Genomic DNA, 23126 nt, shown 5'->3' with positions numbered 1-23126 from the left:
CTCGGGCTCAGCCGCCCTGGCGGGTTTCGGCGTGCCTGGCCAGCTCGAACTCGATGAACGCGCCGATCATCGCCCGCCAGACCGCCTCGGCCACCGCGGGCTCCAGCCCGGCGGCCGCGGCCCGCTCGCGCACCGACTCGACCACCGCGGCGACCCGGTCCGGAGCCCGGACCGCCCGGTCGTCCGACTTGAACGACGCGGCGGCCCGCACCAGCTCCTGCCGCCGCGCCAGCAGGCCCACCAGCTCGGTGTCGATCACGTCGATGCGGGCGCGGACGTCGGCCAGCGACGTCGGGGGCGTGGGTTCGGGCACGGCGCCATCATCCACGACCCCCGGTCGGTCAGTGCCGGTCAGTGGTCGCGCTGCTGCTCGGCCAGGAAGCGCTCGAACTCGGCGCCGAGCTCGTCGGCGCTGGGCAGCGGCTCGTCGTCGGGCAGCAGGAGGTTGTCCGACGCCTCGGTGAACGCGTCGTACTGCCGCTCCAGCGCCTCCACCACCTGCGCGACCTCGCTCGACTCCGCCACCTGGCGGGCGATCTCGGCGTCCGTCCGGCTCGCGGCCTCGTTCAGCGCGGCCGCCTGGATCACCAGGCCGGTCGACTTGGTCAACGAGTGCAGCAGGCCGAGCGCGGCGGTCGGGTAGGTGCCCTGCGCCAGGTAGTGCGGCACGTAGGCGGCGAAGCCCATGGCGTCGTGACCCGCCTCACCCAGGCGCAGCTCGATCAGCGCCGACAGGTTGCCCGGCACCTGCACCCGGTTGAACGGCGAGCTCTCCACGACCAGCTCCGGCCGGGTGGCGTGCGAGATGACCGACAGCTTGCGGGTGTGCGGCACGCCCATCGGGATGCCGTGGAAGCTGACGGCCAGCCGCAGCTCCCACCGCTCGACCAGCGACCGCACCGCCTCGGTCACCGCCTCCCACCGGCGATCCGGCTCGGGGCCGGTCATCAGCAGGAACGGGGTGCCGACCGCGTCGTGCAGCAGGTGGACGACCAGCTCGGGCTTGTCGAAGGACTCCCACCGGTCGGTGGCGTAGGTCATCGTCGGCCGACGGGCGCGGTAGTCGATCAGGTCGTCGACGTCGAACCGGGCGATCACCCGGTGCTCGTGCACCTCCAGCAGGTGGGCGACGAGCGCCCCGCCCGCCGCGCCGGCGTCCATGAAACCGTCGAAGTGGTGCAGCAGCACCGCTCCGGTCAGGTCCGGGACGTCGGAGTCGACCTCGAACAGATCCTCCGGGTCCAGCGCCACCGCGTGCCTCCCCAAGTGCTCACGTGCCAGTCTCCCCCGGTCAACGCCGGGCGACCGCTGATCCATTCCCGGATCGGCCGGAAAGGTTCGCGCGGGGTTGCCCGAACCTTGACCTCCAGTCGAGTCCAGGTCCTACGTTGCCTGGCATGGACATGGAGACCACCGCGTGGATGTCGCTCTACCACGTGACGAACGCGCAGGACGACAAGCGGCCGTTCTCCGCGGCCACCTTCCGCCGGATCTGGGCGTTCGCCCGGCCGCACCGGGTCCGACTGGCCCAGTACCTGGGGCTGAGCGTGGTCGTGGCGGTGCTGGCGGTGGTGACGCCGGTCCTCGCGGGCCGGATCGTGGACTCGATCGTCAACGGCGCGGCGTACCGGGTGGTGCTCGTGCTCGCGGCCGTCATCGCCGGGATCGCGCTCCTGGAGGCGGCGCTGGGCCTGGTCGCGCGGTGGCTGTCGGCGAGCATCGGCGAGGACCTGATCCTCGACCTGCGGACCACGGTGTTCGACCACGTGCAGCGGATGCCGATCGCGTTCTTCACCCGCACCCGCACCGGGGCGCTGGTGAGCAGGCTGAACAACGACGTGATCGGCGCGCAGCGGGCGTTCAGCGACACGCTGTCCAGCGTGGTGGGCAACCTGGTCACGCTGGCGCTGACGCTGGTGGTGATGATCAGCCTGTCCTGGCAGATCACGCTGCTGGCGCTGGTGCTGCTGCCGGTGTTCGTGGTGCCGGCGCGGCGGATGGGCGCCCGGCTGGCCCGGCTGGAGCGGGAGGCGGCCAACCACAACGCGACGATGAGCACGCAGATGACCGAGCGGTTCTCGGCGCCGGGCGCGACGCTGGTGAAGCTGTTCGGCCGGCCCGCGCACGAGTCGGACGAGTTCGCGCGGCGGGCGCGGCGGGTGCGGGACATCGGCGTGCGCACGGCCATGGTGCAGACCGTGTTCCTGACCGCGTTGACGCTGGTGTCGGCGCTGGCGCTGGCCGTGGTGTACGGGCTGGGCGGGTTCTACGCGCTGGCCGGCGAGCTGGACGCGGGTTCGGTGGTGGCGCTGGCGCTGCTGCTGACCAGGCTGTACGCGCCGCTGACGGCGCTGGCCAGCGCGCGGGTCGAGGTGATGAGCGCCCTGGTGAGCTTCGAGCGGGTCTTCGAGGTGCTGGACCTGCGGCCGCTGATCGCCGAGCGGCCGGGCGCGCGGTCGGTGCCGGACGGTCCGGTGTCGGTGGAGTTCGAGGGCGTCCGGTTCGCCTACCCGGCCGCGGACAAGGTGTCGCTGGCGTCGTTGGAGGAGGTGGCGGTGCTCGACAACCGGGGTGGGGTCGAGGTGCTGCACGACGTCTCGTTCCGGGCCGAACCGGGCCAGGTGGTGGCGCTGGTCGGCTCGTCGGGCGCGGGCAAGTCCACCATCGCCTCGCTGCTGCCCCGGCTGTACGACGTGGACTCGGGCGCGGTGCGGCTGTCCGGTGTGGACGTCCGCGACCTGACCGCCGACTCGATCCGCGACGCGCTGGGCATGGTCACCCAGGACGGCCACCTGTTCCACGAGTCGATCCGGTCGAACCTGCTGCTCGCGCAGCCGTCGGCGACGGAGGAGGAGCTGTGGGAGGTGCTGGGCCGGGCGCGGCTGGCCGAGCTGGTGGGGTCGCTGCCGGACGGGCTGGACACCGTGGTCGGCGAGCGCGGCTACCGGCTGTCCGGCGGTGAGCGGCAGCGGTTGACGATCGCGCGGCTGCTGCTGGCCAAGCCGCGCGTGGTGATCCTGGACGAGGCCACCGCGCACCTGGACTCCACGTCGGAGGCCGCGGTGCAGGCGGCGCTCGGCGAGGCGCTGCACGGCCGGACGGCGGTGGTCATCGCGCACCGGCTGTCGACCGTGCGGGCGGCCGACCTGATCCTCGTGGTCGAGGGCGGCCGGGTGGTGGAGCGCGGCACGCACGCCGACCTGCTCGCCGCCGGCGGCCGTTACGAGGAGCTGTACCGGACCCAGTTCGCCGAGGAGGCGCGGACGCCGTAGCGCCTGCGCGCGCTCCACGGCGTCCGCGTCGGCGAGGCCGAGGACGTCGACGGCCCGCTCGCGCATCTCCACCTCGCGGACCTTGCCGGTGACGGTCATCGGGAACTCGTCGGCCACGTGCGCGTACCGGGGCGCAGCGGGGGCGCACCTCGGCGATCATCCCGGCGTAGTCGGAGGTCTTGAACTCCCGGGCCGCGACGAGCGTGCGCACGCCGGACCGGTTCAGCACGTGCTCCAGCTCGTGCGCCCGGTACGACGGGTTGACGGTGACCAGGATCGCGCCGATCCGCGCGGTGGCGTGCTGGACCACGACCCACTCGGCCCGGTTGGGCGACCAGCTGCCGACCCGGTCGCCGTGCGCGGCGACGGTCCGGTCGAGGTTCGCGCCGGTGGTGTCGCCCGGCAGCGGCACGTCCGAGATGCCCGAGGAGCAGCTGAGGTGCGCCACCAGGGGAAAATGCCGCAGCTCCGGGCGGTGCGAGGCGGCAGAATCACGGCCATGCGAACCATCGGCTTGATCGGCGGGATGAGCTGGGAGTCCTCCGCCGAGTACTACCGGCTGCTCAACGAGGAGACCCGGCGCAGGCTGGGCGGGCACCACTGCGCGCCGAGCCTGCTGCTGACCGTCGACTTCGCCGAGGTCGAGGAGCTGCAGCGGACCGGGCAGTGGGAGCGGTCGGGCGAACTGCTCGCCGAGGCCGCGCGCAAGCTCGAAGGCGCGGGCGCGGAGCTGGTCCTGCTGTGCACCAACACCATGCACAAGGTGGCCGACGCGATCACCGACGCCGTCGGGGTGCCGTTCGTGCACATCGTGGACGCCACCGCGCGCCGGTTGACCGGGTACCGCACCGTCGGCCTGCTCGGCACCCGGTTCACCATGGAGCAGGACTTCTACCGGGACCGGATGCGCGAGCACGGCATCGAGCTGGTCGTCCCGGACGAGCCGGACCGCACGCTCGTGCACGACGTGATCTACCAGGAGCTGACCCGCAACCGGGTCGAGCCCGCCTCGCGCGCCGCGTACCGGGACGTGATGGCGCGCCTGGTGGACCGGGGCGCGGAGGCGGTGATCCTCGGCTGCACCGAGATCACGCTGCTGGTCGACCAGTCCGACAGCGGCGTGCCGCTGGTCGACTCGACCCGCCTGCACGTGGAGGCGGGCGTCGACCTGGCGCTGGCCTGACCACCGTCCCCGGCGCCCCGGTCCCCCGGTCAGGCGAGGGCGGCGTCCGCGCAGTCCGCGCCGACCGCCGCCGCCGCGGCGGACGTCGCGGCGGTCGTCGTCACGGGCGGGCCGGCGGCCGCGCCCCTGGTGCCGGAGCACGAGTTGGTGGAGACCACGCCGTCGGAGGCGTCGCCGAAGGCGAACACCAGGTACTTCACACCGACCGAGAGCCCCAACCCGCACATCGACGTCGCGTAGTTGGTCGTCACGGACACGGTGGCGGGCACGTCGCCCTTGTACTCCTGGTCGACCTCGACGGTGTAGTCGTAGAGGTCGTCCCAGACGTAGTCGGGCCGACCGCCCTCGACGACGGTGGACGCGACCACGGTGCCGCTGAACACGTGCTGGGCCCGCTCGTAGCGCTTCGGCTCGGTGTCACCGGGGTAGCAGCTGCAAGCGCTGGCCGTGCCGGTGAGCACGGCGGTGGTCAACCCCGCCGCCAGCACGGCGGCGCCGATCGCGTGAGCGAGGAAGCGTAAGCGCGACAATGGGAACTCCCCTGGTCAGGTGACGGGGGCGGTGTCCTGCCAGCATATCCGCCGAGCCCCCGCTCCACACTCGGCCGAACGCCGTCCGGGACGCGTCCGGACCCGGCGAACCCCCGGCCTCGGGGATCTCCCCGAGGCCGGGCGCCGCCGGATGCGGCAGAGTGGACGGCATGGAGCTGACACCGCGCGCCCTGTTCGGCCTGGCGAGGACGACCGTCGAGACCGCCGTGTCCGTGCCCGGCCGAGTGCTCGACCTGCTGGGCGCGGCCGAGGCCGTGGTCCGGCGCGCCGACGGGATGGTCACCCGCACCGAGCGCGTGCTGGCCGAGACCGAGGCGCTGGTGGAGCGGGCCAGGGCGGTCACCGCGGCGGCCGAGGGCGTGACGACCGACGTCGGCCGCACCGCCCGCACGTCGCGCGAGCTGCTGGACTCCTACGCCCCGATCGCGCGGACGGCCCAGCCGCTGGCGCAGCGGTTCGTGGACGACCTGTCGCCGCACGAGGTGGACGCCGCCGTGCAGCTGGTCGACCAGCTCCCGGTGCTGACCAAGCACCTGATCGACGACGTGCTGCCGATCCTGGCCACCCTGGACCGCGTCGGACCGGACATCCACCAGCTGCTGGAGGTCACCAACGACGTCCGGCAGGCGATCCAGGGCATCCCCGGCTTCGCCTTCATGCGCCGTCGCGGCGAGTCGAAGGAAGACGACTAGAGCGCCCTGCGGGCACGGCCGGGGAGCCGTGCCCGCCGCGTTCCGCGACGTGTCAGAAGCGGAGGTTCACGAGGTAGTCGTAACCGACCCGGGCCGTGGTGAGGGCGTCCGCCGGCTGGTCGTTCTCCACGATGTGCTCGACCACGTCGGCAGCCCGGAAGATCCGCGCGAAGTCGATCGTGCCGGTGCCGGGGTCCGCGAACGACCCGTCCGCCGCGCGGTCCTTCACGTGGAACTGCCGCACCCGCGGGAAGTGCTCCCGGTACAGCCGCACCGGGTCGACGCCGCCGACCACCGCCCAGTACAGGTCCAGCTCCAGGTGCACGTTGCGCCGCGACGTGCCCGCCGTGATCACGTCGAACGGCCGCACGCCCTCCACGGCCGCGAACTCGTGCGCGTGGTTGTGGTAGCCGAGGCTGAGGCCGGCGCGCCGCAGCCGACCGCCCGCCTCCTCCAACCGCTCGGTGAACGCGCGCCACTCGGCGAGGGTCCCGTAGTCCACCCACGGCACCACCACGTACTTGTTCCCCAGCGCGTGCGCGTCCGCGATCACCTGGTCGAGGTCGCCGTCGATGCCGACGTGGCTGGACGTCGCCCGCAGCCCGCACCGCCGCAGCACGCGGGCGAACTCGGCGGCGCCGCGGCCGTACGTGCCGGCCAGCTCGACCTTGCGGTAGCCGATGTCGGCCAGCGCCGACAGCACGGGCTCCGGCTCGTCGCCCATGATGCCGCGCAACGTGTACAGCTGGATGCTGATCGACTGCTTCGGCACCCGCCGACGCCCCGGGCCGCCCGCCGGACCCCCGGCGGCCGAGGCGGTGGCGGGCAGCGCGACGGCCGCGCTCGCGGCGAGGGCGGTGGTCAGCAGCGTGCGGCGGGACGGCATGGGCGATTCCCCGGTCATCTGGTCAGCTCCTTGATGCGGATGTTGCGGAACCACACGTCGTCGCCGTCGCCGTGGTTCTGGAGGCCGATGTGGCCGCTGGTCAGGTCGCGCGCCGGGTCGGTGCCGGTGAAGTCGTTCACCAGCACGCCGTTGAGGAACACCCTGATGCGCTGCTTGGACACCACGATCTCGTAGGCGTTCCACTCGCCCGGCGGCTTGAGCGCGGCGTCCCGGGCGGCGAGGTCGGCGGACTGGAACGAGTAGATGGCGCCGGTGGTGCGGTCCGGCGCGTCGGTCGCGTCGATCTGCACCTCGTAGCCGTTGTCCACGGCCACCCACGGGTCCGCGCCGGGGTCGGGGAAGCCGACGAACACGCCGGAGTTGTCGTCGCCCGCGACCTTCCAGTCGAACCTGAGCCGGTAGTCGGAGAACTCCTCGTCGAACCACAGCAGCCCCAGCCCGCCCTCCGAGCGCAGGGTGCAGTCCTCCTCCGCGAACCGACCGGGACCGGCCTGCTGCCACCCGGTGACGCCCGTGCCGTCGTAGAGGCTCCGGTAGCCCCGCTCCGGCTGGACCGGCGCGCAGGACCCCGCCTGCCGGTAGCGCAGGTACCTGATGGTGTCGACGTCGTACAGGGCGCCGGCGCCGCCCTTGAACACCAGGTACAGGTCGCGGACGCCGGTCAGCGCCACGGCCCGCGGCGCGAGGTCCAGGTAGAGGTCCCAGCTGCCGGTGACCGGCACGGTCAGCGGCTCGTGCACCAGCGGGCCGGTCGGCGAGTCGGCGCGCGCCTCCAGCGTGCCGCCGACGCCCGCGGACGAGATCCGGTAGCCGATGCCGGCGACCTTCGCCAGGTCCACGTCCGCGTACGACACCCAGTCGCCGTCGTTGATCTCGCCGACCCGCTTGCCGCCCTGGGCGGTCTCCCGGTCGTAGACCTCGACGCCCTGCCGGTCGGTCAACGCCTCCGCGGGCACGTCCGCGGCGGTGACCGTGCCCGCGCCGCGGAACGTGATCGTGTCCAGGTCCAGCAGCACGCCTCGGCCACCGCTGAACACGAAGTACAACCGGTGCGTGCCGCCGGGGTCGGTGATGTCCGCCGGCGCGATGTCGGTGTGCCTGCGCCAGTCGCCGGTGCCGGTGACCGGGGTGCTGAGCAGCCTCGGTCCGGTCGGCGAGTCGAGCCGCGCCTCGATCGTGCCGCCCGACGTGGCCGACGAGACCCGGTAGCCGATGCCCGTGACGCCGGCCAGCGAGACGCCGTCGAACGCGATCCAGTCGCCGTTGTGCACGTTGCCGACCTGGCTGCCGCCCTGCGCCTCGGCGGCCGGGACCACCTTCGTGCCCCGTTGCGCGGAGTGCGACTCGGCGGGCGTGGCCCGCACCGGTTCCCAGGTCGGCGGCGCGACGCCGGTGGTGAACCGGACCGCGTCCACGTCGAACAGGCTGCCGGAGCCCTTGAACACCAGGAACAACCGGTGGCTGCCGCCGGGGTCGGTGATCGGCGACGGGGCGAGTTCGACGTAGTCGTCCCACCCGCCGGTCGACGGCACGGGCGCCTGCTGCACCAGCGGGCCGGTCGGCGAGTCGACGCGCACCTCGATCGTGCCGCCGGAGCCGCCCGAGGACACCCGGTAGCCGATCGCCGTGACGCCGCCCAGGTTCACCGGGTCGAACGCGATCCAGTCGCCGTCGTCGACGTAGCCGACCCGCTTGTCGCCCTGCGCGGTGCCGGCCTCGACCACCTGGACGCCCCGCATGGCGGTGAAGAACTCGGCCTGCTTGTCCTTCGGCTGCAGGACCACCTCGTCCTCGCCGGTCAGCGCGGGCGCGCCGGGCGCGCCGCCGTCGGTGTAGGACGCGTTGATGACGCCGAAGATGTTCGAGTCGACGCCGTGGCCGCCGTCGGCGGGCGTCGGGATCACGCCCTCGCAGCCGGTGGCGCGGGTCAGCGGGTGGCCGTGGCCGTCGTGGCCGAGGATGTACTCCACGGTCACCTTCGAGCAGTCGACCGGGCCGTCCTCCGGATCGGTGACGGTGACCGAGAACGGCACCTGGTCGCCGAAGCTGAACACCCGGCCGTCGGCGGGCGCGTTCAGCACCACCGCGGGCGCGGTGTTGCCGACGTTGACGACCACGCTCGCCGAGCCGACCAGGCCGGTCGGGTCGGTGACGGACAGCTTCGCGGTGTACTGGCCGGTGGTGGTGTAGGTGTGGCTGACCGGGCCCGCGGTGGTGGAGTCGGTGGCGCCGTCGCCGTCGAAGTCCCACGCGTAGGTCAGCGGGTCGCCGTCCTCGTCGGCGGTGCCGGCGGGGTCGAGCGCCACGGTCAGCGGCGCGGGGCCGGACGTGCGGTCGGCGGTCAGCTTCGCGACCGGCGTGTGCCTGCCCTTGGTGTGGTCGATGCGGTAGACCGCCGAGTCCGCCGCGCCGCCGAAGTAGCCGCTGCCGTAGTCCAGCACGTAGAGCGAGCCGTCCGGGCCGAACTCCAGGTTCATCGGGCGGGTCAGCGTCATCGAGTCGAAGAACGGGGTGATCGCGCCGCGCTCGCCGTCCGGGCCGACGTCGATGGTCTTGATCCAGCCGCGGTCCCACTCGTAGGCGAAGGTCCGGCCGTCGAAGTGCTCGGGGAACTTGGTCGGGCTGTCCAGGTCCGGGTCGAAGTCGTAGGTGGGCCCGCCCATCGGCGATTCGCCACCGCCGCCGAACTCGGGCACCGACCCGCCGTCGTAGGGGATCCAGGCGGGCTGGACGGGCGGCAGGTCGACCAGCCCGGTGTTGTGCGGGCTGGTGTTCTTCGGCGCGGCGCAGTCGAAGGCGTCGCCGGAGGTTCCCGTGGCGAAGTCGTGGTCGACGTACGGGACGTTGTCGCCGACGCAGTAGGGCCAGCCGTAGTTGCCGGGCTGCTTGACGAGGTTGAACTCGACGCTGCCGCCGGGGCCGCGGGCGGGGTCGGCCGAGCCCGCGTCGGGGCCGTAGTCGCCGAGGTGGATCCAGCCGGTGGCCTTGTCGACGGCGAAGCGGAAGGGGTTGCGGAAGCCCATGGCGTAGATCTCGGGCCGGGTCTTGTCGACGCCGGGCGCGAACAGGTTGCCCTCGGGCACGGTGTAGGCGCCGTCGTCGGCGACGGTGATGCGCAGGACCTTGCCGCGCAGGTCGTTGGTGTTGGCCGAGGAGCGCTGCGCGTCGAAGGCGGGGTTGCGGTCGGCGCGCTCGTCGATCGGGGTGTAGCCGTCGGAGGCGAAGGGGTTGGTGTCGTCGCCGGTGGACAGGTACAGGTTGCCCGCCGCGTCGAAGTCGATCTCGCCGCCGGCGTGGCAGCACAGGCCCCGGTCGGCGGGCACCTGGAGGATGCGCTGCTCACTGGCCAGGTCGAGCACGCCGTCGGTGGTGAGCTTGAAGCGGGACAGCTGGTTGTGGCCGCGGAAGCGCTCGAAGTCGGCGGCCGTGCCGTTCTCCGGGGCGTCGCCGGCCGGGGTGGACAGCGGTGGCGCGTAGTAGAGGTAGAGCCAGCGGTTGTCGGCGAAGTCCGGGTCCACCGCGACGCCCTGCAGGCCGTCCTCGTCGTGGTTGTAGACCGGGACGCGTCCCGCCAGCGTGGTGGTCGCCTCCGGGGTGGTCAGCCAGACCCGGCCGTCGCGCGAGGTGTGCACGACCTCGCGATCCGGCAGCACGGCCAACGCGATCGGCTCACCGGTCTTCTCCTCGCCCAGCGCGAGGGTGACCTGGTCGAAGTCGGAGTCGACCGGCGGACCGGCGGTGGGCTCGCAGTCGGCGGGCGCGACGCCCAGCGCGTACCGCAGGCCGCCCAGCAGGTGCTCCCGGAACGCCGGGTCGGCGTAGGACTCCTTGGTGTGGCCCATGCCGGTGTACCAGGACCGGCCCTGGCCGGGCGTGTGGCACCAGGAGATCGGGTGGTCGCCGGCCGGGTCGGTCGGGGTGTAGCTGGACTCGTCCAGCGACGCCAGCACCTTCACCCCGGACCGGGGGTTGGACTGGTAGCTGTACCACTCGTCGGTGCGGTTCCAGGTCTGCGGCAGGTGGGCGGTGGACGGGTGGTCGTGGTCCTCCACCTCGACGTCCGCCGCCTGGATGTCCGGGTGCGACTTGAAGTAGGAGCCGACCAGCCGCCCGTACCAGGGCCAGGAGTACTCGGTGTCGGCGGCGGCGTGCACACCGGCGTAGCCGCCGCCGTTCTCCACGAACCGCTCGAACGCCTGCTGCTGCGCGTCGTCCAGCACGTCGCCGGTCGTGGACAGCCACACCACGGCGTCGAACCGGGCCAGGTTGGCGTCGGTGAACGCGCCCGCGTCCTCGGTGGCCTCGACGGTGAAGCCGCCGGCCGCGCCCAGCTCGGTGATGGCGGCGACGCCCTCCGGGATCGAGTCGTGCCGGAAGCCCGCCGTCTTGGAGAAGACCAGGAGGTGTTCGCCGTCGGGGTGCGCCGCTGCGGGAGTCCCCACCAGGGTCATCGCACCCAGGGCGGCGGTCAGAGCTAAAGCGGTCGGACGGCGGAGGGTGGTGGGTGGTCTGGTTCCGAACGTGTTGCGCTGACGTCGCACCGCTGTCTCCTCGTTCGCACGACTTGCCTGGCGGACGGTGGTCTGTGGTCCAGCTCACAGACCCGAGCTGGGCGCAATTCTGTTCAAAGTCGACCTAAGTTGGCAAGACTTTCGCTTATTCTCGACAAAAGTCATGCACGGACGGTCGAAAGTGGGCGGCGACGAGCACGGACCGTCAACACCGGGCGGATGGCCGGCGGTGACCCGCAATGGTCGGGTGGAGGTGCTGCCCTGCGGACACGCCGCGCACGTCGCCGGGACGCGCGGCTGCGCGCACCTGGTCGCCGAGCGGTCCCCGGACCACTGCGGGTGGTTCACCGGGGTCGGCCTGGCGTACGGCACGTGGACCGAGGCGGGGTGCGCGGCGGAGCCGGTGGACGCCCGGTGCGTGGCCGCGCTGCCCGGCGGGTGGCTGGTGCCGACCGAAGCGGGCCTGGTCGAGGTCGACGGCGGGGGCGCCCGGTTCGTCGCGCCGGTGTCGGTGGCCGCCGAGCCGCCGGACGGCCTGTTCGGGCGCCGGTCCGAAGCCGGAGCACTACCTGGACCACTTCCACGGCGCGCTGCTGGTCGACCCGTCGGGCCGGTGGCTGCTGGACGACGGGTGGCCGTGGAGCCCGTCCGGCGTCCCGGTCGTGCACGACCTGGCGGCGTGGCTGGGGGGCGACCGGCACGCCACCGAGCACGGCCTGCGCCTGACCGCGCGGGACGAGTGGGACCGGCCGGTGGCGTGGGTGGACGACCGGACGGCCGCGCTCCAGCCGATCGGCCGGTCCGACCGGCCGCCGGTGCCGGGCGTCGAGGTGCACGACGTGGTGACCGGCCGGCGGCTGTCGGCGTTCGCCGGTCCGGCCGGGCGGATGTGGGGGCACGCCGGGCTGCTCTACGTGGGCACGGCCGCCGGGCTGGAGGTGTGGGACCCGGCCGACGGCGCGCGGACCGGCGTGGTCGAGGGCTTCGCGCCGAACGCGCAGAACCCGCGCACGGGCCGGTTCGCCGAGGTGTCGGGCGGCCGGCTGACGACCTGGACACCGACGCCGTGACACCGGACGGCGGCGCGGGCGCTTGACGCGCACGACGGGGTGAGGCGGGTGGCGCGGCGGTCCGGGGTGGACTGCCGGGTGGGGCATGATGTGCGCGTGCGCGAGACGACGGCGGGCCCGTGACCGGCGGCTACCTGAAGGGCCGGCTGCGCCGCGAGGACATCATCACCGCGGCCGTCGCGGTCTACGGGGAGGCCGGCTACCACGGCTCGTCGCTGCGCGAGATCGCCAAGCGCGCCGGGATCACGCACGCCGGGCTGCTGTACTACTTCCCGACCAAGGAGGCGCTGCTCGCCGCCGTCCTCGAACGCCGGGACGCGGAGGACGCCGAGCGCGAGCAGCTGCAAGCACCGCCCGGTCTCGACGTCCTGCGCCACTTCCTGGCCCTGGCCGAGCACAACGTCCGCCACCCCGGCATCGTGGACCTCTACTCCCGGCTGGCCGCCGAGGCCGTCGCCGCCGACCACCCCGCGCACGACTACTTCGTCCGCCACTACCGGGCGGCCCGCGAGGGCGTGGTGGACTCGTTCCACGCCCTCGCCGAGCGCGGCGAGCTGCGCGCCCACGTCGACCCGCCGACCGCCGCGCTCACGTTCATCGCGCTGATGGACGGCCTCCAGGTCCAGTGGCTCACCGAGCCGGCCGAGGTGGACCTGGTCGGCGCGCTGCGGTCCTACCTGGCCGGTCTGCTCACCGTCCCCCTCGACTGACCGTCACGTCCGGCTGCGCGGGTCCCAGTCGACCGGCAGCGGGGGCGGCGGTTCGACGGTGCTGGCGACGTCCACCGGACGCCCCTCGGCGATGGACTCCTCGATCGCGAGCATCGCGTCGAGCACGTGGTAGGCGAGCGCGCCGGACGCCCGTTCCGGCTCGCCCGCCCGGATCGACCGCGCCAGCTCCAGCACGCCGGTGCCGCGCGACGCCGGGTGCCCTTGTGCCGCAAGCGTTTGCCCGCCGTCGGGCAGGTGCAGCTCGGTGGCGCCGTCGAACCGGTTGGGGTCGGGCAGCACGGCGGTGCCCAGCGTCCCGCCGACCTCCACGAAACCCGTGCGCGTCAACGCCGAGTCGAAGCTGAACAGCACCTGCGCCGCACCGCCGCGCTCGAACTCCACCATCGCCGCGACCGTGGTCGGCACGGTCACCGCGAACTCGACGCCCGCCCGCGGCCCGGACCCGATGACCCTGGTGTCCCGCGACCGGCCGCCGGTGCCGGTGACCCGGCGGATCGGGCCGAGCAGGTGCACCAGCCCGGTCAGGTAGTACGGCCCCATGTCGAGCAGCGGCCCGCCGCCCGCCTGGAACAGGAACTCGGGCGCGGGGTGCCAGCTCTCCGGGCCGGGGATCTGGAACAGCGCCAGCGCGGTGCGCGGCTCGCCGATCACCCCGGCGTCCACCGCCCGCCGCGCGGTCTGCCACCCCGCGCCCAGCACGGTGTCGGGCGCGCACGCGACCCGCAGGCCCCGGCTCGCGGCCAGGTCGAGCAGCGCGCGGACGCCGGCGCGGTCCAGCCCGAGCGGCTTCTCCACCCACACGTGCTTGCCCGCTTCCAGCGCGGCGCGGCTCACCTCGACGTGCGCGGCCGGGATGGTCAGGTTGACCACCAGCCCGACGTCGGGGTCGGCGAGCAGGTCGGCCACGCCGCACGCGCGCGGCACGCCGTGCCTGGCCGCCTGCGCCGCCGCCCGCTCCGGGTCGAGGTCGGCGACGGCGAGCACCCGCACGTCCGGGAACGTGGTGAGGTTGGCCAGGTAGGTGTCGCTGATGGTGCCCGCGCCGACGACGCCGACGCCCAGCGGCGCGGTCACGCCCCGACCTCCGCGAGGAACGCGCGGCTGGCCGCGATCCCGGCGAACACGTCGCCGTCGTAGGCGTCGAACTCGACCACCCGCAACGCGTCCGGCGCGGCGGCCAGCACGTCGGCCACCGGCACCCGGCCCTGCCCGGCGGGCACCTGGCCGGAACCGTCCCGCGCGAGCCCGCCGTCCTTGACGTGGATCGCGTGCACCCGCCCGCCGAGCCGGCGCAGCAGCGCGGGCGCGTCCTCACCGCCGACCGTGGCCCAGTAGGTGTCGACCTCCAGCACCACCGCCGGGTCGAGCCGATCGGCCAGCACCTCGAACGCGCTGCGGCCGTCGATCCGGGACGCGAGCTCCCACCAGTGGTTGTGGTAGCCGACGCGCAGGCCGTGGTCCGCGGCGACCTCTGCGGCGGCGTTGAGGGCGGACGCGGTGGCGGCGACGTCGGCCGGGTCGCGCCACCGCTCGGGGTCCACGAACGGGTCGATCACGACCTCGACGCCGCAGTCCGCGGCGGCGGCGAAGACGGCGGCCTGGTCGGCGCCGATGAGCTGGGCGTGCGCGGTCGGGGCGGTGATGCCCAGGTCCGGCAACGCGGTGCGCAGCACCTCGGCGTTCTCCAGGACCCCGTAGGGCTCGACCCGGGTGAAGCCGATCGCGGCGAGTCGTCGCAGGGTGTCGAGCGGGTCGGCCGCGAACGCGTCGCGGACGGAGTACAGCTGCACGGACGTTGTGCTCATCCCGGCTCCTGACGTCGATGTCAGCGCGTGGAAGCGCTCCCACAGATTTCTACCACTTGGTAGAAATGTCCGCCAGGGGCGTTCCCACCGCCGAGGGACAGGAGTTGAACCTGACGCCGCGTGAGGTCCTAGGGTCGGTTCCGTGAGCACGAAGGAGCCCCGCTGGAGCGTCGGCGCACTGGCCGAGGCCGCCGGCATGACGGTGCGGACGCTGCACCACTACGACCAGCTCGGCCTGCTCCGACCGAGCGAGCGCACCGCGTCCGGGCACCGCCGCTACACCGAGGCGGACCTGCACCGGCTCTACCAGGTCCGGCTGCTGCGCAGGCTGGGCATGTCGCTGGAGGAGATCGGCGACGTGCTGGCCGACACCTCCGACCCCGGACCGCTGGCCGACGTGCTCGCGGTCCACTTGGAACGGCTGGACGAGCAGGCATGGCGGCTGAACGCGCTGCGCCGCCAGACGAGGGGTCTGCTCGTCCGGCTCACCGCCCCGACCCGGCCGGACTCGGACAAGCTGCTGGCCCTGCTGGGCAGCACGACCATCTTCGACCAGCACCTCACCCGGGAGCAGCGCGACCTGCTGGACCAGCACGCCGCCGAGGTCGGCCCGGAGGCGCGCGAGCGGCTGGACGAGGAGTGGCCCGCGGTGCTCGCCCGGGTGGTCGAGCACTACCGCGCGGGCGCCCCGGTGACGGACCCGGCCGTCCGGGAGACCGCTCGACGCCTGGCCGGCGTCGGCGAGACGTTCGCCGCCGGCGATCCGGACATCCTGCGCTCGATGTCCGCGTTCTTCCGCCGCCACGGCCGCGGCGTGCTGCGGGACGTGCTGCCGGGCCAGCGCTTGGACGACCTGGGCGACGACTTCTGGGACTACCTGGGTCGCCTGCATGCGACATCGTCGGACGAATGACCAAAGGGGGGAACGTGTTCCGCAGGACGAGTCTGCTCATCACAGCCCTGGCGCTGCTCGGCGGGAGCCTGACCGACGTCGCCGGGGCGGAGCCGGGGTTCACCGCGCGGCTGCCCGCGCCGACCGGCCCGCACCGCGTCGGCGTCACCGCGCTGCACCTGGTGGACGCCGACCGGCCGGACCCGTGGCTCGCGGGCGTGCCGCGCGGGGTGGTGGTCTCGGTGCACTACCCGGCGCTGCACGTCCGCGGCCACCCGGTCGCGCCGCAGTTCACGCCCGCCGAGGCCCGGCTGCTGCCCGCGTTCGTCCCGCTGCTCTACCCGGCGCTGCCGACGAGCGGGATCGACTGGGGCGCGGCCCTCACCCACTCGCACGTGGACGCGCCCGCGCAGCCCGTGCGGCGGCCCGTCGTGCTGTACAGCCCCGGCCTGGTCGACCCGCGCGCGCTGGGGGGCTCCGTCGCCGAGGAGCTGGCGAGCCGGGGCTACGTGGTGGTGACGGTCGACCACCCCGGCGAGACCGCCGTGGTCGAGCTGCCCGGCGGTCCCCGGACGTTCGGGCTGCCCGGCGTCCCGAGCACGGACCCGCGGCTGTACCGGGACGTGATCGCCGCCCGGCTCGCCGACACCGACCTCGTGCTCGACCGGTTGGCGGTCCTGGCGGCGGGCGGCAACCCCGACGCGGAGGGCCGGGCGCTGCCCGCGAACCTCGGCCGCGCTGTGGACCTGCGCCGGGTGGGCGTGTACGGCCACGGGTTGGGCGGCACGATCGCCGCCGAGGCGATGCACGAGGACCACGAACGCCGGATCGACGCGGCGATCGACATGGAGGGCCTCCTGGACTACCACCCGGAACAGCCCGGTCAGGACGGCGAGCTGCTGCCCGTCGCCAGGGACGGCGTCGACCGGCCGTTGCTGCTGCTCGGCACCGAGGGCTTCCAGGACGACCGGTACCGGCGCGGGTGGTCGGCGGTGCTCGCCCACGGGTGCGCCCGGCAGCACGTCATCGCCGGTGCCGACCACTGGGCGTTGACCGACTTCGCCGCCGTGGTCCCGCAGCTGCACGCCGCCGGCCTGGTGGACGACGCCGGCCGCGACTCGCTGGTCGGCCCGCTCGACCCGGCCGTGTCGGTGCCGACCGTGCGCGGCCTGGTGGTCTCGTTCTTCGACCGGCACCTGCGCCGGGCCGAGCGCTGCTAGAGGGCCTTCGGCAGCAGCAGCGGGGTGGCGAGGAGGAGGACGCCGGAGGCGGTGATCGCGGTGAGCGGGCTGGTGAGGGTCGCGAGGACGCCCCAGATCGCGGTGAGGAGCGCCTGCGCGAGCCTGCTGCCGGTGCTCCACGCGCCGAGCACCCGCGCGGTGCGGTCGGCGGGGGTGCGTCGCAGGCGCTCGGTCGCGTTGACGGGGTTGAAGACGCCCATGCAGGTGATCAGCAGCGCCTCCACGACGATCACCGTGAGCAGCCCGGTGACGCCGGGGTGGGCGAGGGCGAGGCCCAGCGGGAAGAACGCGCGCAGCCGGCCGGCGGCGATCAGCACCCGGCGCCGGCCGTGGCGGGCGACGAGGCGCGCCGACAGCCGGGCCCCGACGAAGCCGCCGAGCGCGGGCACGCCGAACGCCAGGCCGTACTGCCAGGCGGTGAAGCCGTACTCGCCGAGCAGCAGGACGGCCAGCAGCGGGACGGTGGCGCTGATCAGGCCGCCGACCGCCGCGGAGTTGGCGAACAGCAGCCGCAGCACGGGGTCGCGGAGGACGAACCGCCAGCCTTCGAGCAGGTCGGCCCCGCGCGACCGGCCGACCGGGGCGCGGGGCGCCACGACGTCGTGGCGGAGGCGGCGGACCCCGAACGCGGACAGCAGGTGGCTGAGGGCGTCGGCGGCCACCGTGACGACCGGGCCGAGCAGCCCGATCAGCACCCCGCCGAGGGGTGGGCCCGCCGCGGTCGCCACCCACGCCGTCGCCTCGAACCGGCCGTTCGCGACCAGGAGGCGGTCGCCGGGCACGAGGTGCTTCAGGTAGGCGCCGGACGCGGCGGTGAACGCGATGCCCGCCGTCCCGGTGACGATCGAGACCGCCAGCAGGTGCCCGTAGGACAGCAGGCCGAGCAGGTGCGCGCCCGGGACGCTCGCCAGCGCGAGGAAGCGGACCAGGTCCGTCGCGACCAGCACCGGCCGCTTGGCCCGGTGCTCGACCCACGGCCCCAGCGGCGCCGCGACGAGCGCCGGGACGACGAGCCCGGCGGTGGCGAGGAGCGAGACGGCGAACGGCGGCGAGTGCAGCACCTGGACCGCGATGAGCGGGAACGCGCCGAAGGCGATCCACGTGCCGCACGTGCTCACGGCGTAGGCCGACCACAGCCGACCGAAGTCGGCCCCCAGTTCCGCGCGCACAGGACTCCCCCACAACCGGCAGTTGGACTCCCGAAGCACAGCAGCCATACCCGAACACGATCAAACAACCAGATCCACAACCATTGGTTGTGACTGCCTAGGCTGTCGTCCCGTGGACACGGAAGCGGTGCGGTCGTTCGTCCGGGCGGCCGAGCTGGGGCAGCTGGGGCACGCCGCCGACGAGCTGGGCGTGACCCAGCAGGCGGTCTCGAAGCGGATCGCCGCCCTGGAGCGGGAGCTGGGGGTCCGCCTGTTCACCCGCACCGCCCGGGGGGTCGAGCCGACGCTGGACGGCCAGGCGTTCCTCCCGCACGCCCGCGGCATCGTCGCGGGCGTCGAGCGCGCCGTCACCGCGATCAGGCCGGGCTCGCGGGCACTGCGCGTCGACGTCCTCGGCTACCGGAGCGCGCAGGCCGCCGTGCTCCACGACTACTGGCGGGCGCACCCCGGGACCGACCTCGACGTGGTGACGTTGAAGACCGGCGACCCGCACGTCGCGGTCGCCGCCATCCGGGCGGGCGACGTGGACGCCTCCTTCCGCACCGTCACCGACCCGGCCGCGCTGCCGCCCGACGTCCGGATGGCGCACCTGCTCGACTTCCCGCTGGAACTCCTGGTCGGCCCCCGGCACCCGCTCGCCGGCGCGCGCACGCTGACACCGGACCTGCTGCGCCCGCACCGGATCTGGGTGCCGGGCATCGCGCCGCGCAGCGAGTGGGCGGAGTTCTACGACCAGCTCGCCGCCGGGCTCGGCCTCCGCGTCGACGGCGCGGGCCCGAACTTCGGCGTCGAAGCCCTCTTCGACACCCTCGCGGACTCCGCGGACGTGGCCACCCTGGTCGGCGCCCGCGACCGCCTGATCTGGCCGGGCGGCTACGACCTGCGCCGCATCCCGGTGGCGGGCCCGACGATCGCCTACCCGCTGTCCCTCCTCTTCCGGCGGGACGACCCGCCCGCCGGCCTCCGGCCGATCATCGACCACTTCCGCGGCCTGGCGGCGCCTCCCGAGCCGACGTGGCGGCCGTCCTGGGCTCGCGGCGACGGCTAGCGACCGGGCGGGAGGTGTTCCAGCGGCAGGCGCACATTGGTGATCCCGTCGGCGACACGTGCGTCCGCCGCCTTCGGCTCACCCCCGGTCGGCCGGCGCCGGGTCCTGGTCGCCGTCGCCCGAGTCCGCGCCGGAGCCCGAGGACAGGATCTCGCGGGCCTGCTCCGCGGCGCGGGTGATGCTCTCGCCGACGAAGTCCACGAAGCGGGCGATGTTCTCCAGCCGGGTGGCGGCCGGGGTGCCGGAGCCGAGGACGCCGACGCCCAGCCGCGCGGTCTCGGCGAGTTCGGCGTGGGACCGGGCGGCGGCGATCATCGACTGGTACCAGACGTCGCTGTCGGCGACGTAGCGCTCGCGGCGGCGTTCGTCGCGCGTCCGGCTGACCAGCCCCTGGCCCTCCAGGAACGTGATCGCCTTGGAGACCGACGCCGGGCTGACCTGGAGGCGCCGGACGAGTTCGGCGGCGGTGAGGCTGCCCGCGTCGGTGGTGTAGAGGCTGGTCAGCACCCGGGACATCATCTTCGGCAGGCCCTGCCGCATGAGCAGGGCGGTGAACGCCTCCTCGTACTCGCGCACGGCCTCGGCGTCGCGCCCGTCGGCCCGCGGTGGGGCCTGCGGCCCGCGCGGCACGGCCTGCCTGCGCCGGTGCGCACGGCGTTCGGTGGCGTGGTGGGCCAGGTCGGCGCGGTAGGCGGCGGGACCGCCGTTGCGCAGCACCTCGCGGGTGACCGTCGAGGTCGGCCGGTCGAGTCGCCGGGCGATCTCCGCGTAGGGGTGGCCGTCGGCCAGGCCCAGCGCGATCTGCCGGCGTTCCTGCTGGGTGAGCCTGCCTCCCGGCATCGCGATCTCCTCCGTACCCGTCGGGACGCCCAGCATAGCGTTCACTCCTCTTCCATTGCAACGATCGACAGCCGATCATTGCATTAGATTCACAGTTGTTGCAACGATATCAACGCTTTTAACTGCACAAACATCCTTCAAGCGCAACGCGACTGTTGCCGGAAACCATGAACGCAACGTAGCTTTTCCACTATCAGAAACAACGAGCCGAGGAGAGCGCGATGCAGACCTTCGCCACCCCCGCCCCCATCTCCGCCGTCATCGACATCCCCGCCGGGCGCCTCCGGCTGATCGCCGCCGACCGGGCCGACACCGCGGTCGAGGTCCGGCCCGCGGACGCCTCGAAGAGCCGCGACGTGAAGGTGGCCGAGCAGACCTCGGTGGCCTACAGCGACGGAGTCCTGCGCGTCCACGCCACCGCGAAGAACCAGTTCCTCGGCAGCTCCGGGTTCATCGAGGTGACCATCCAGCTGCCCGCCGGCTCGCACGTCGAGGCCAAGGCGGCCGGCGCGGACTTCCGGGGCGTCGGACGGTTCGGCGACGTCGCCTTCGAGGGGGCGCACGGCTCGATCAAGGTCGACGAGGCCGCGAGCGCCCGCCTCACCACGCAGGCCGGCGACGTCGCGGTCGGCCGCCTCGACGGCCCGGCGGAGATCAGCACCGGCAAGGGCGACATCCGGGTCGCCGAGGCCGTGCGCGGCACGGTCGTGCTGCGCACCCTGTCCGGCGACGTCTCGATCGACGCCGCCGCCGGTGTTCCCGCCTCCTTGGACGCCGGCACCGCCCATGGCCGGATCGACAACGCGCTGCTGAACACCGGAGGCACCCCTGAGCTGGCCATCCACGCGACGACCGCGCACGGCGACATCGCCGCACGCAGCCTCTGAACCGACCACCGCAGCACCGACCGACACGGGGGAACGAGAGCCGATGACCACCGCAGAGGACTACCGAGCCGCGGAACAGCTGTTCCGCCGTCCCGTCCGCCCCGGCGAACTCGTCGTCGGCGACAAGGTCCGACCGCGGTGGATCGACGGCGGCGCCCGGTTCTGGTACCCGGTCGCCGACGGCGGCGGCAGGCGGTTCGTGCTGGTCGACCCGGCGGCCGGCACCCGCGAACCCGCCTTCGACCACGCCCGGCTGGCCGCCGCGCTGGCCGAGGCGTCCGGGCAGCCGGTCGACCCCGCGGCCCTGCCGTTCGACGCCATCGAGCCGACCGGGGACGCGGTGGGGTTCGGCGCGTTCGGCGAGCACTGGCGCTGCCGCCTCGACTCCTACACCTGCGAGCGGGCCGAGTCCGCGCCGCCGGGCAGCCCGCTGGACGTGCCGTCGCCCGACGGGCGGTTCGCCGTCTCGCAACGGGGTCACGACCTGTGGGCGCGTTCGCTGTCCGACGGCCGGGAGTGGGCGTTGACCACCGACGGCGAGCCGCACCACGGGTACGGCCCGGGCCCGGAGGCCACGGGCAACAGCACGTTGCTGCGCAAGATCGGCCTGCCGCACCTGCCGCCCGCGGTGGCCTGGTCGCCGGACTCGACCAGGGTGCTGGCGCACCGGACCGACGAGCGCGACGTCCGGCGGACCCACCTGGTGGAGGCCAGGCCCGCCGACGGCGGCGCTCCCCGCCTGCACACCCAGCGGTACGCCTACGCCGGTGACGAGGTCCTGCCGCGGGCCGAGCTGGTGGTGCTGGACGTCGCCACCGGCGCGGTGGTCCGCGCGCAGGCCGAGCCGCTGCTGATGCCCACCCTGTCGCCGATCACGGCCCAGTGGGCGTGGTGGGCGCCGGACGGCTCGGCGGTGTACTACCTCGACCGGCCGCGCGACCCGCGCACGCTCTCCCTGCGCCGGCTGGACCCGGTCACCGGCGAGGTCACCACCGTGCTCGGCGAGACCGGGGAGACCCGGGTGGAGCCCAACCAGTGGCTGTTCGAGCCGCCGATCGTGCGGGTGCTCGCCGACGAGGTGCTGTGGTACTCGCAGCGAGACGGCTGGGGGCACCTCTACCGGTACGACCTGCGCACCGGCGAGCTGCTGGGGCGGGTCACCTCCGGCGAGTGGGCGGTGCGCGAGGTGCTGCACGTGGACGAGGTCGGGCGGGTGGTCCACTTCACCGCGTCCGGGCTGGTCGAGGACGACCCGTACCGGCGCACGGTGTGCCGGGTCGGGTTGGACGGCTCCGGCTTCGCCCGGCTCACCGACGACGAGCTGGACCACGTCGTCACCACGTCGGCCAACGGGGAGTGGCTCGTCGACTCCGCGTCCACTGTGGACACGCCGCCGGTGACGACGGTCCGCGACCGGTCCGGGCGGGTGCTGGTCGAGCTGGAGCGCGCCGACGTCGGCAGGCTCGCCGCCACCGGCTGGACGCCGCCGGAGCGGTTCCGGGTCAAGGCGGCCGACGGGGTGACGGACGTCTACGGCGTGCTGCACCGGCCGCGCGGCTTCGACCCCGCGCGGCGCTACCCGGTGGTGGACAGCGTCTACCCCGGCCCGCAGCTCAACCGGGTCGCCCCGGGCTTCGACCCCGGCGGGACGGGCCTGGACGCGGAACCCCTGGCCGCGCTCGGTTTCGTGGTGGTGGCGCTGGACGGGCGGGGCACCCCGGGCCGGGACAAGTCGTTCCACGACGCCTCCTACGGCCGCTTGGCCGACGCGGGCGGCCTGGCCGACCACGTCGCGGCGCTGCGGCAGCTGGCCGCGGCCCGGCCGTGGATGGACCTCGACCGGGTGGGCGTGATGGGCCACTCCGGTGGCGGGTTCGCCGCGGCGCGGGCGCTGCTGGACTTCCCGGAGGTGTTCAAGGTCGGCGTCGCCCTCTCCGGTTCGCACGACGCCCGGTGCTTCAACCCCGGCTTCGTGGAGGCGTACGACGGCGCGGACGACCCCGGGGCGTGGGCGCGTTCGTCCAACGTGGACATCGCGGACCGGCTGGCGGGCAAGCTCCTGCTGGTCCACGGCGAGCTGGACGACCAGGTCCACCCGGACCACACGCTGCGGCTGGCCGATCGGCTCGTCGCCGCCGACAAGGACTTCGAGCTGCTGGTCGTGCCGGGCGCCGAGCACACGTTCATCGACTGCCTGACCTACGTCCGCAAGCGCTGCTGGGACTTCCTGGTGCGCGAGCTGGCGGGCACCCGGCCGCCCGCCTACCGCCCCGAGCCCATCCCCCTCGGCCCCGAACTGCTCGGCGAGCTGTTCGGCTGAGCGGGAC

Annotated in this window: 18 protein-coding genes and 3 pseudogenes; 10 read left to right on the top strand and 11 right to left on the bottom strand. The window is 73.9% G+C overall.

Annotation, left to right across the window (positions count from 1 at the left end; genetic code table 11):
* Positions 1-7 precede the first annotated feature (7 nt).
* Both AB0F89_RS17620 and AB0F89_RS17615 read right to left on the bottom strand, forming a co-directional pair.
* Positions 8-313 (bottom strand): chorismate mutase, encoded by a 306-nt coding sequence (locus AB0F89_RS17620; protein WP_367137505.1) that lies wholly within the window; start codon positions 311-313, stop codon positions 8-10.
* Positions 314-351: 38 nt separating this feature from the next.
* Positions 352-1251: a proteasome assembly chaperone family protein gene (locus tag AB0F89_RS17615; protein ID WP_367137503.1), complete on the bottom strand. Its 900-nt coding sequence runs from the start codon at positions 1249-1251 to the stop codon at positions 352-354.
* 170 nt (positions 1252-1421) lie between these two features.
* On the opposite strand from AB0F89_RS17615, the gene AB0F89_RS17610 reads away from it, so the two are divergent.
* The gene (locus AB0F89_RS17610; RefSeq protein ID WP_367138900.1) at positions 1422-3272 is read left to right on the top strand and encodes an ABC transporter ATP-binding protein; all 1851 of its coding nucleotides are present in this window, start codon (positions 1422-1424) and stop codon (positions 3270-3272) included.
* A 133-nt stretch (positions 3273-3405) separates the two neighbouring features.
* Here the strand turns inward: AB0F89_RS17610 and AB0F89_RS17605 are convergent.
* A pseudogene (locus AB0F89_RS17605) lies at positions 3406-3723 on the bottom strand (AMP-binding protein); the annotation flags it as partial.
* Between the two features lie 48 nt (positions 3724-3771).
* Here AB0F89_RS17605 and AB0F89_RS17600 point away from each other — a divergent pair.
* Complete coding sequence (locus AB0F89_RS17600) at positions 3772-4455, top strand: aspartate/glutamate racemase family protein (protein ID WP_367137501.1); 684 nt, start codon at positions 3772-3774, stop codon at positions 4453-4455.
* Positions 4456-4484: 29 nt separating this feature from the next.
* Here AB0F89_RS17600 and AB0F89_RS17595 read toward each other — a convergent pair whose 3' ends face one another.
* Positions 4485-4985: a hypothetical protein gene (locus tag AB0F89_RS17595; protein ID WP_367137499.1), complete on the bottom strand. Its 501-nt coding sequence runs from the start codon at positions 4983-4985 to the stop codon at positions 4485-4487.
* Between the two features lie 170 nt (positions 4986-5155).
* Between AB0F89_RS17595 and AB0F89_RS17590 the strand changes: the two genes are divergently transcribed.
* Positions 5156-5698 carry a hypothetical protein gene (locus tag AB0F89_RS17590; protein ID WP_367137497.1) on the top strand — a complete coding sequence of 181 codons (543 nt, stop codon included), beginning with the start codon at positions 5156-5158 and terminating at the stop codon, positions 5696-5698.
* Positions 5699-5750: 52 nt separating this feature from the next.
* On the opposite strand, the gene AB0F89_RS17585 is transcribed toward AB0F89_RS17590, so the two are convergent.
* Positions 5751-6602, bottom strand: coding sequence for a sugar phosphate isomerase/epimerase family protein (locus AB0F89_RS17585; RefSeq protein ID WP_367137495.1), 852 nt, complete (start codon positions 6600-6602; stop codon positions 5751-5753).
* Positions 6599-11056 carry a ThuA domain-containing protein gene (locus AB0F89_RS17580; protein ID WP_367137493.1) on the bottom strand — a complete coding sequence of 1486 codons (4458 nt, stop codon included), beginning with the start codon at positions 11054-11056 and terminating at the stop codon, positions 6599-6601. The genes AB0F89_RS17585 and AB0F89_RS17580 overlap by 4 nt, the downstream gene beginning before the upstream one ends.
* 722 nt (positions 11057-11778) lie before the next feature.
* Between AB0F89_RS17580 and AB0F89_RS17575 the strand changes: the two genes are divergently transcribed.
* Both AB0F89_RS17575 and AB0F89_RS17570 read left to right on the top strand, forming a co-directional pair.
* The gene (locus AB0F89_RS17575; protein ID WP_367137491.1) at positions 11779-12186 is read left to right on the top strand and encodes a hypothetical protein; all 408 of its coding nucleotides are present in this window, start codon (positions 11779-11781) and stop codon (positions 12184-12186) included.
* 119 nt (positions 12187-12305) lie between these two features.
* Complete coding sequence (locus tag AB0F89_RS17570) at positions 12306-12896, top strand: TetR/AcrR family transcriptional regulator (RefSeq protein WP_367137489.1); 591 nt, start codon at positions 12306-12308, stop codon at positions 12894-12896.
* Positions 12897-12899: 3 nt separating this feature from the next.
* Here the strand turns inward: AB0F89_RS17570 and AB0F89_RS17565 are convergent, their stop codons facing one another.
* Together AB0F89_RS17565 and AB0F89_RS17560 are read right to left on the bottom strand one after the other, a co-directional pair.
* Complete coding sequence (locus AB0F89_RS17565; RefSeq protein ID WP_367137487.1) at positions 12900-13991, bottom strand: Gfo/Idh/MocA family protein; 1092 nt, start codon at positions 13989-13991, stop codon at positions 12900-12902.
* Positions 13988-14722, bottom strand: coding sequence for a sugar phosphate isomerase/epimerase family protein (locus tag AB0F89_RS17560; protein WP_367137485.1), 735 nt, complete (start codon positions 14720-14722; stop codon positions 13988-13990). Before AB0F89_RS17560 ends, AB0F89_RS17565 begins: the two co-directional genes overlap by 4 nt.
* 142 nt (positions 14723-14864) lie before the next feature.
* Between AB0F89_RS17560 and AB0F89_RS17555 the strand changes: the two genes are divergently transcribed.
* Both AB0F89_RS17555 and AB0F89_RS17550 read left to right on the top strand, forming a co-directional pair.
* Positions 14865-15635 (top strand): MerR family transcriptional regulator, encoded by a 771-nt coding sequence (locus AB0F89_RS17555; RefSeq protein WP_367137483.1) that lies wholly within the window; start codon positions 14865-14867, stop codon positions 15633-15635.
* Positions 15632-16834 carry an alpha/beta hydrolase gene (locus AB0F89_RS17550; protein ID WP_367137481.1) on the top strand — a complete coding sequence of 401 codons (1203 nt, stop codon included), beginning with the start codon at positions 15632-15634 and terminating at the stop codon, positions 16832-16834. The genes AB0F89_RS17555 and AB0F89_RS17550 overlap by 4 nt, the downstream gene beginning before the upstream one ends.
* Here AB0F89_RS17550 and AB0F89_RS17545 read toward each other — a convergent pair.
* The gene (locus AB0F89_RS17545) at positions 16831-18024 is read right to left on the bottom strand and encodes an MFS transporter (RefSeq protein WP_367137479.1); all 1194 of its coding nucleotides are present in this window, start codon (positions 18022-18024) and stop codon (positions 16831-16833) included. The genes AB0F89_RS17550 and AB0F89_RS17545 overlap by 4 nt on opposite strands.
* Positions 18025-18136: 112 nt before the next feature.
* Between AB0F89_RS17545 and AB0F89_RS17540 the strand changes: the two genes are divergently transcribed.
* Positions 18137-19072, top strand: a complete 936-nt coding sequence (locus tag AB0F89_RS17540; protein WP_367137477.1) for a LysR family transcriptional regulator — start codon at positions 18137-18139, stop codon at positions 19070-19072.
* A gap of 78 nt (positions 19073-19150) precedes the next feature.
* Here AB0F89_RS17540 and AB0F89_RS17535 read toward each other — a convergent pair.
* A pseudogene (locus AB0F89_RS17535) lies at positions 19151-19591 on the bottom strand (MarR family transcriptional regulator); the annotation flags it as partial.
* A gap of 123 nt (positions 19592-19714) precedes the next feature.
* Positions 19715-19912: pseudogene (locus AB0F89_RS17530) on the bottom strand (helix-turn-helix domain-containing protein); the annotation flags it as partial.
* A 221-nt stretch (positions 19913-20133) separates the two neighbouring features.
* Here AB0F89_RS17530 and AB0F89_RS17525 point away from each other — a divergent pair.
* Positions 20134-20799, top strand: a complete 666-nt coding sequence (locus AB0F89_RS17525) for a DUF4097 family beta strand repeat-containing protein (protein WP_367137475.1) — start codon at positions 20134-20136, stop codon at positions 20797-20799.
* 43 nt (positions 20800-20842) lie between these two features.
* A complete protein-coding gene (locus AB0F89_RS17520) occupies positions 20843-23119 on the top strand; it encodes a DPP IV N-terminal domain-containing protein (protein WP_367137473.1) in 2277 nt (758 codons plus the stop codon).
* The last annotated feature ends 7 nt before the right edge of the window (positions 23120-23126 follow it).

This window comes from Saccharothrix sp. HUAS TT1 (assembly GCF_040744945.1).
Classification (GTDB): Bacteria; Actinomycetota; Actinomycetes; order Mycobacteriales; family Pseudonocardiaceae; genus Actinosynnema.
This window is presented reverse-complemented; position numbering and strand designations above follow the sequence as displayed.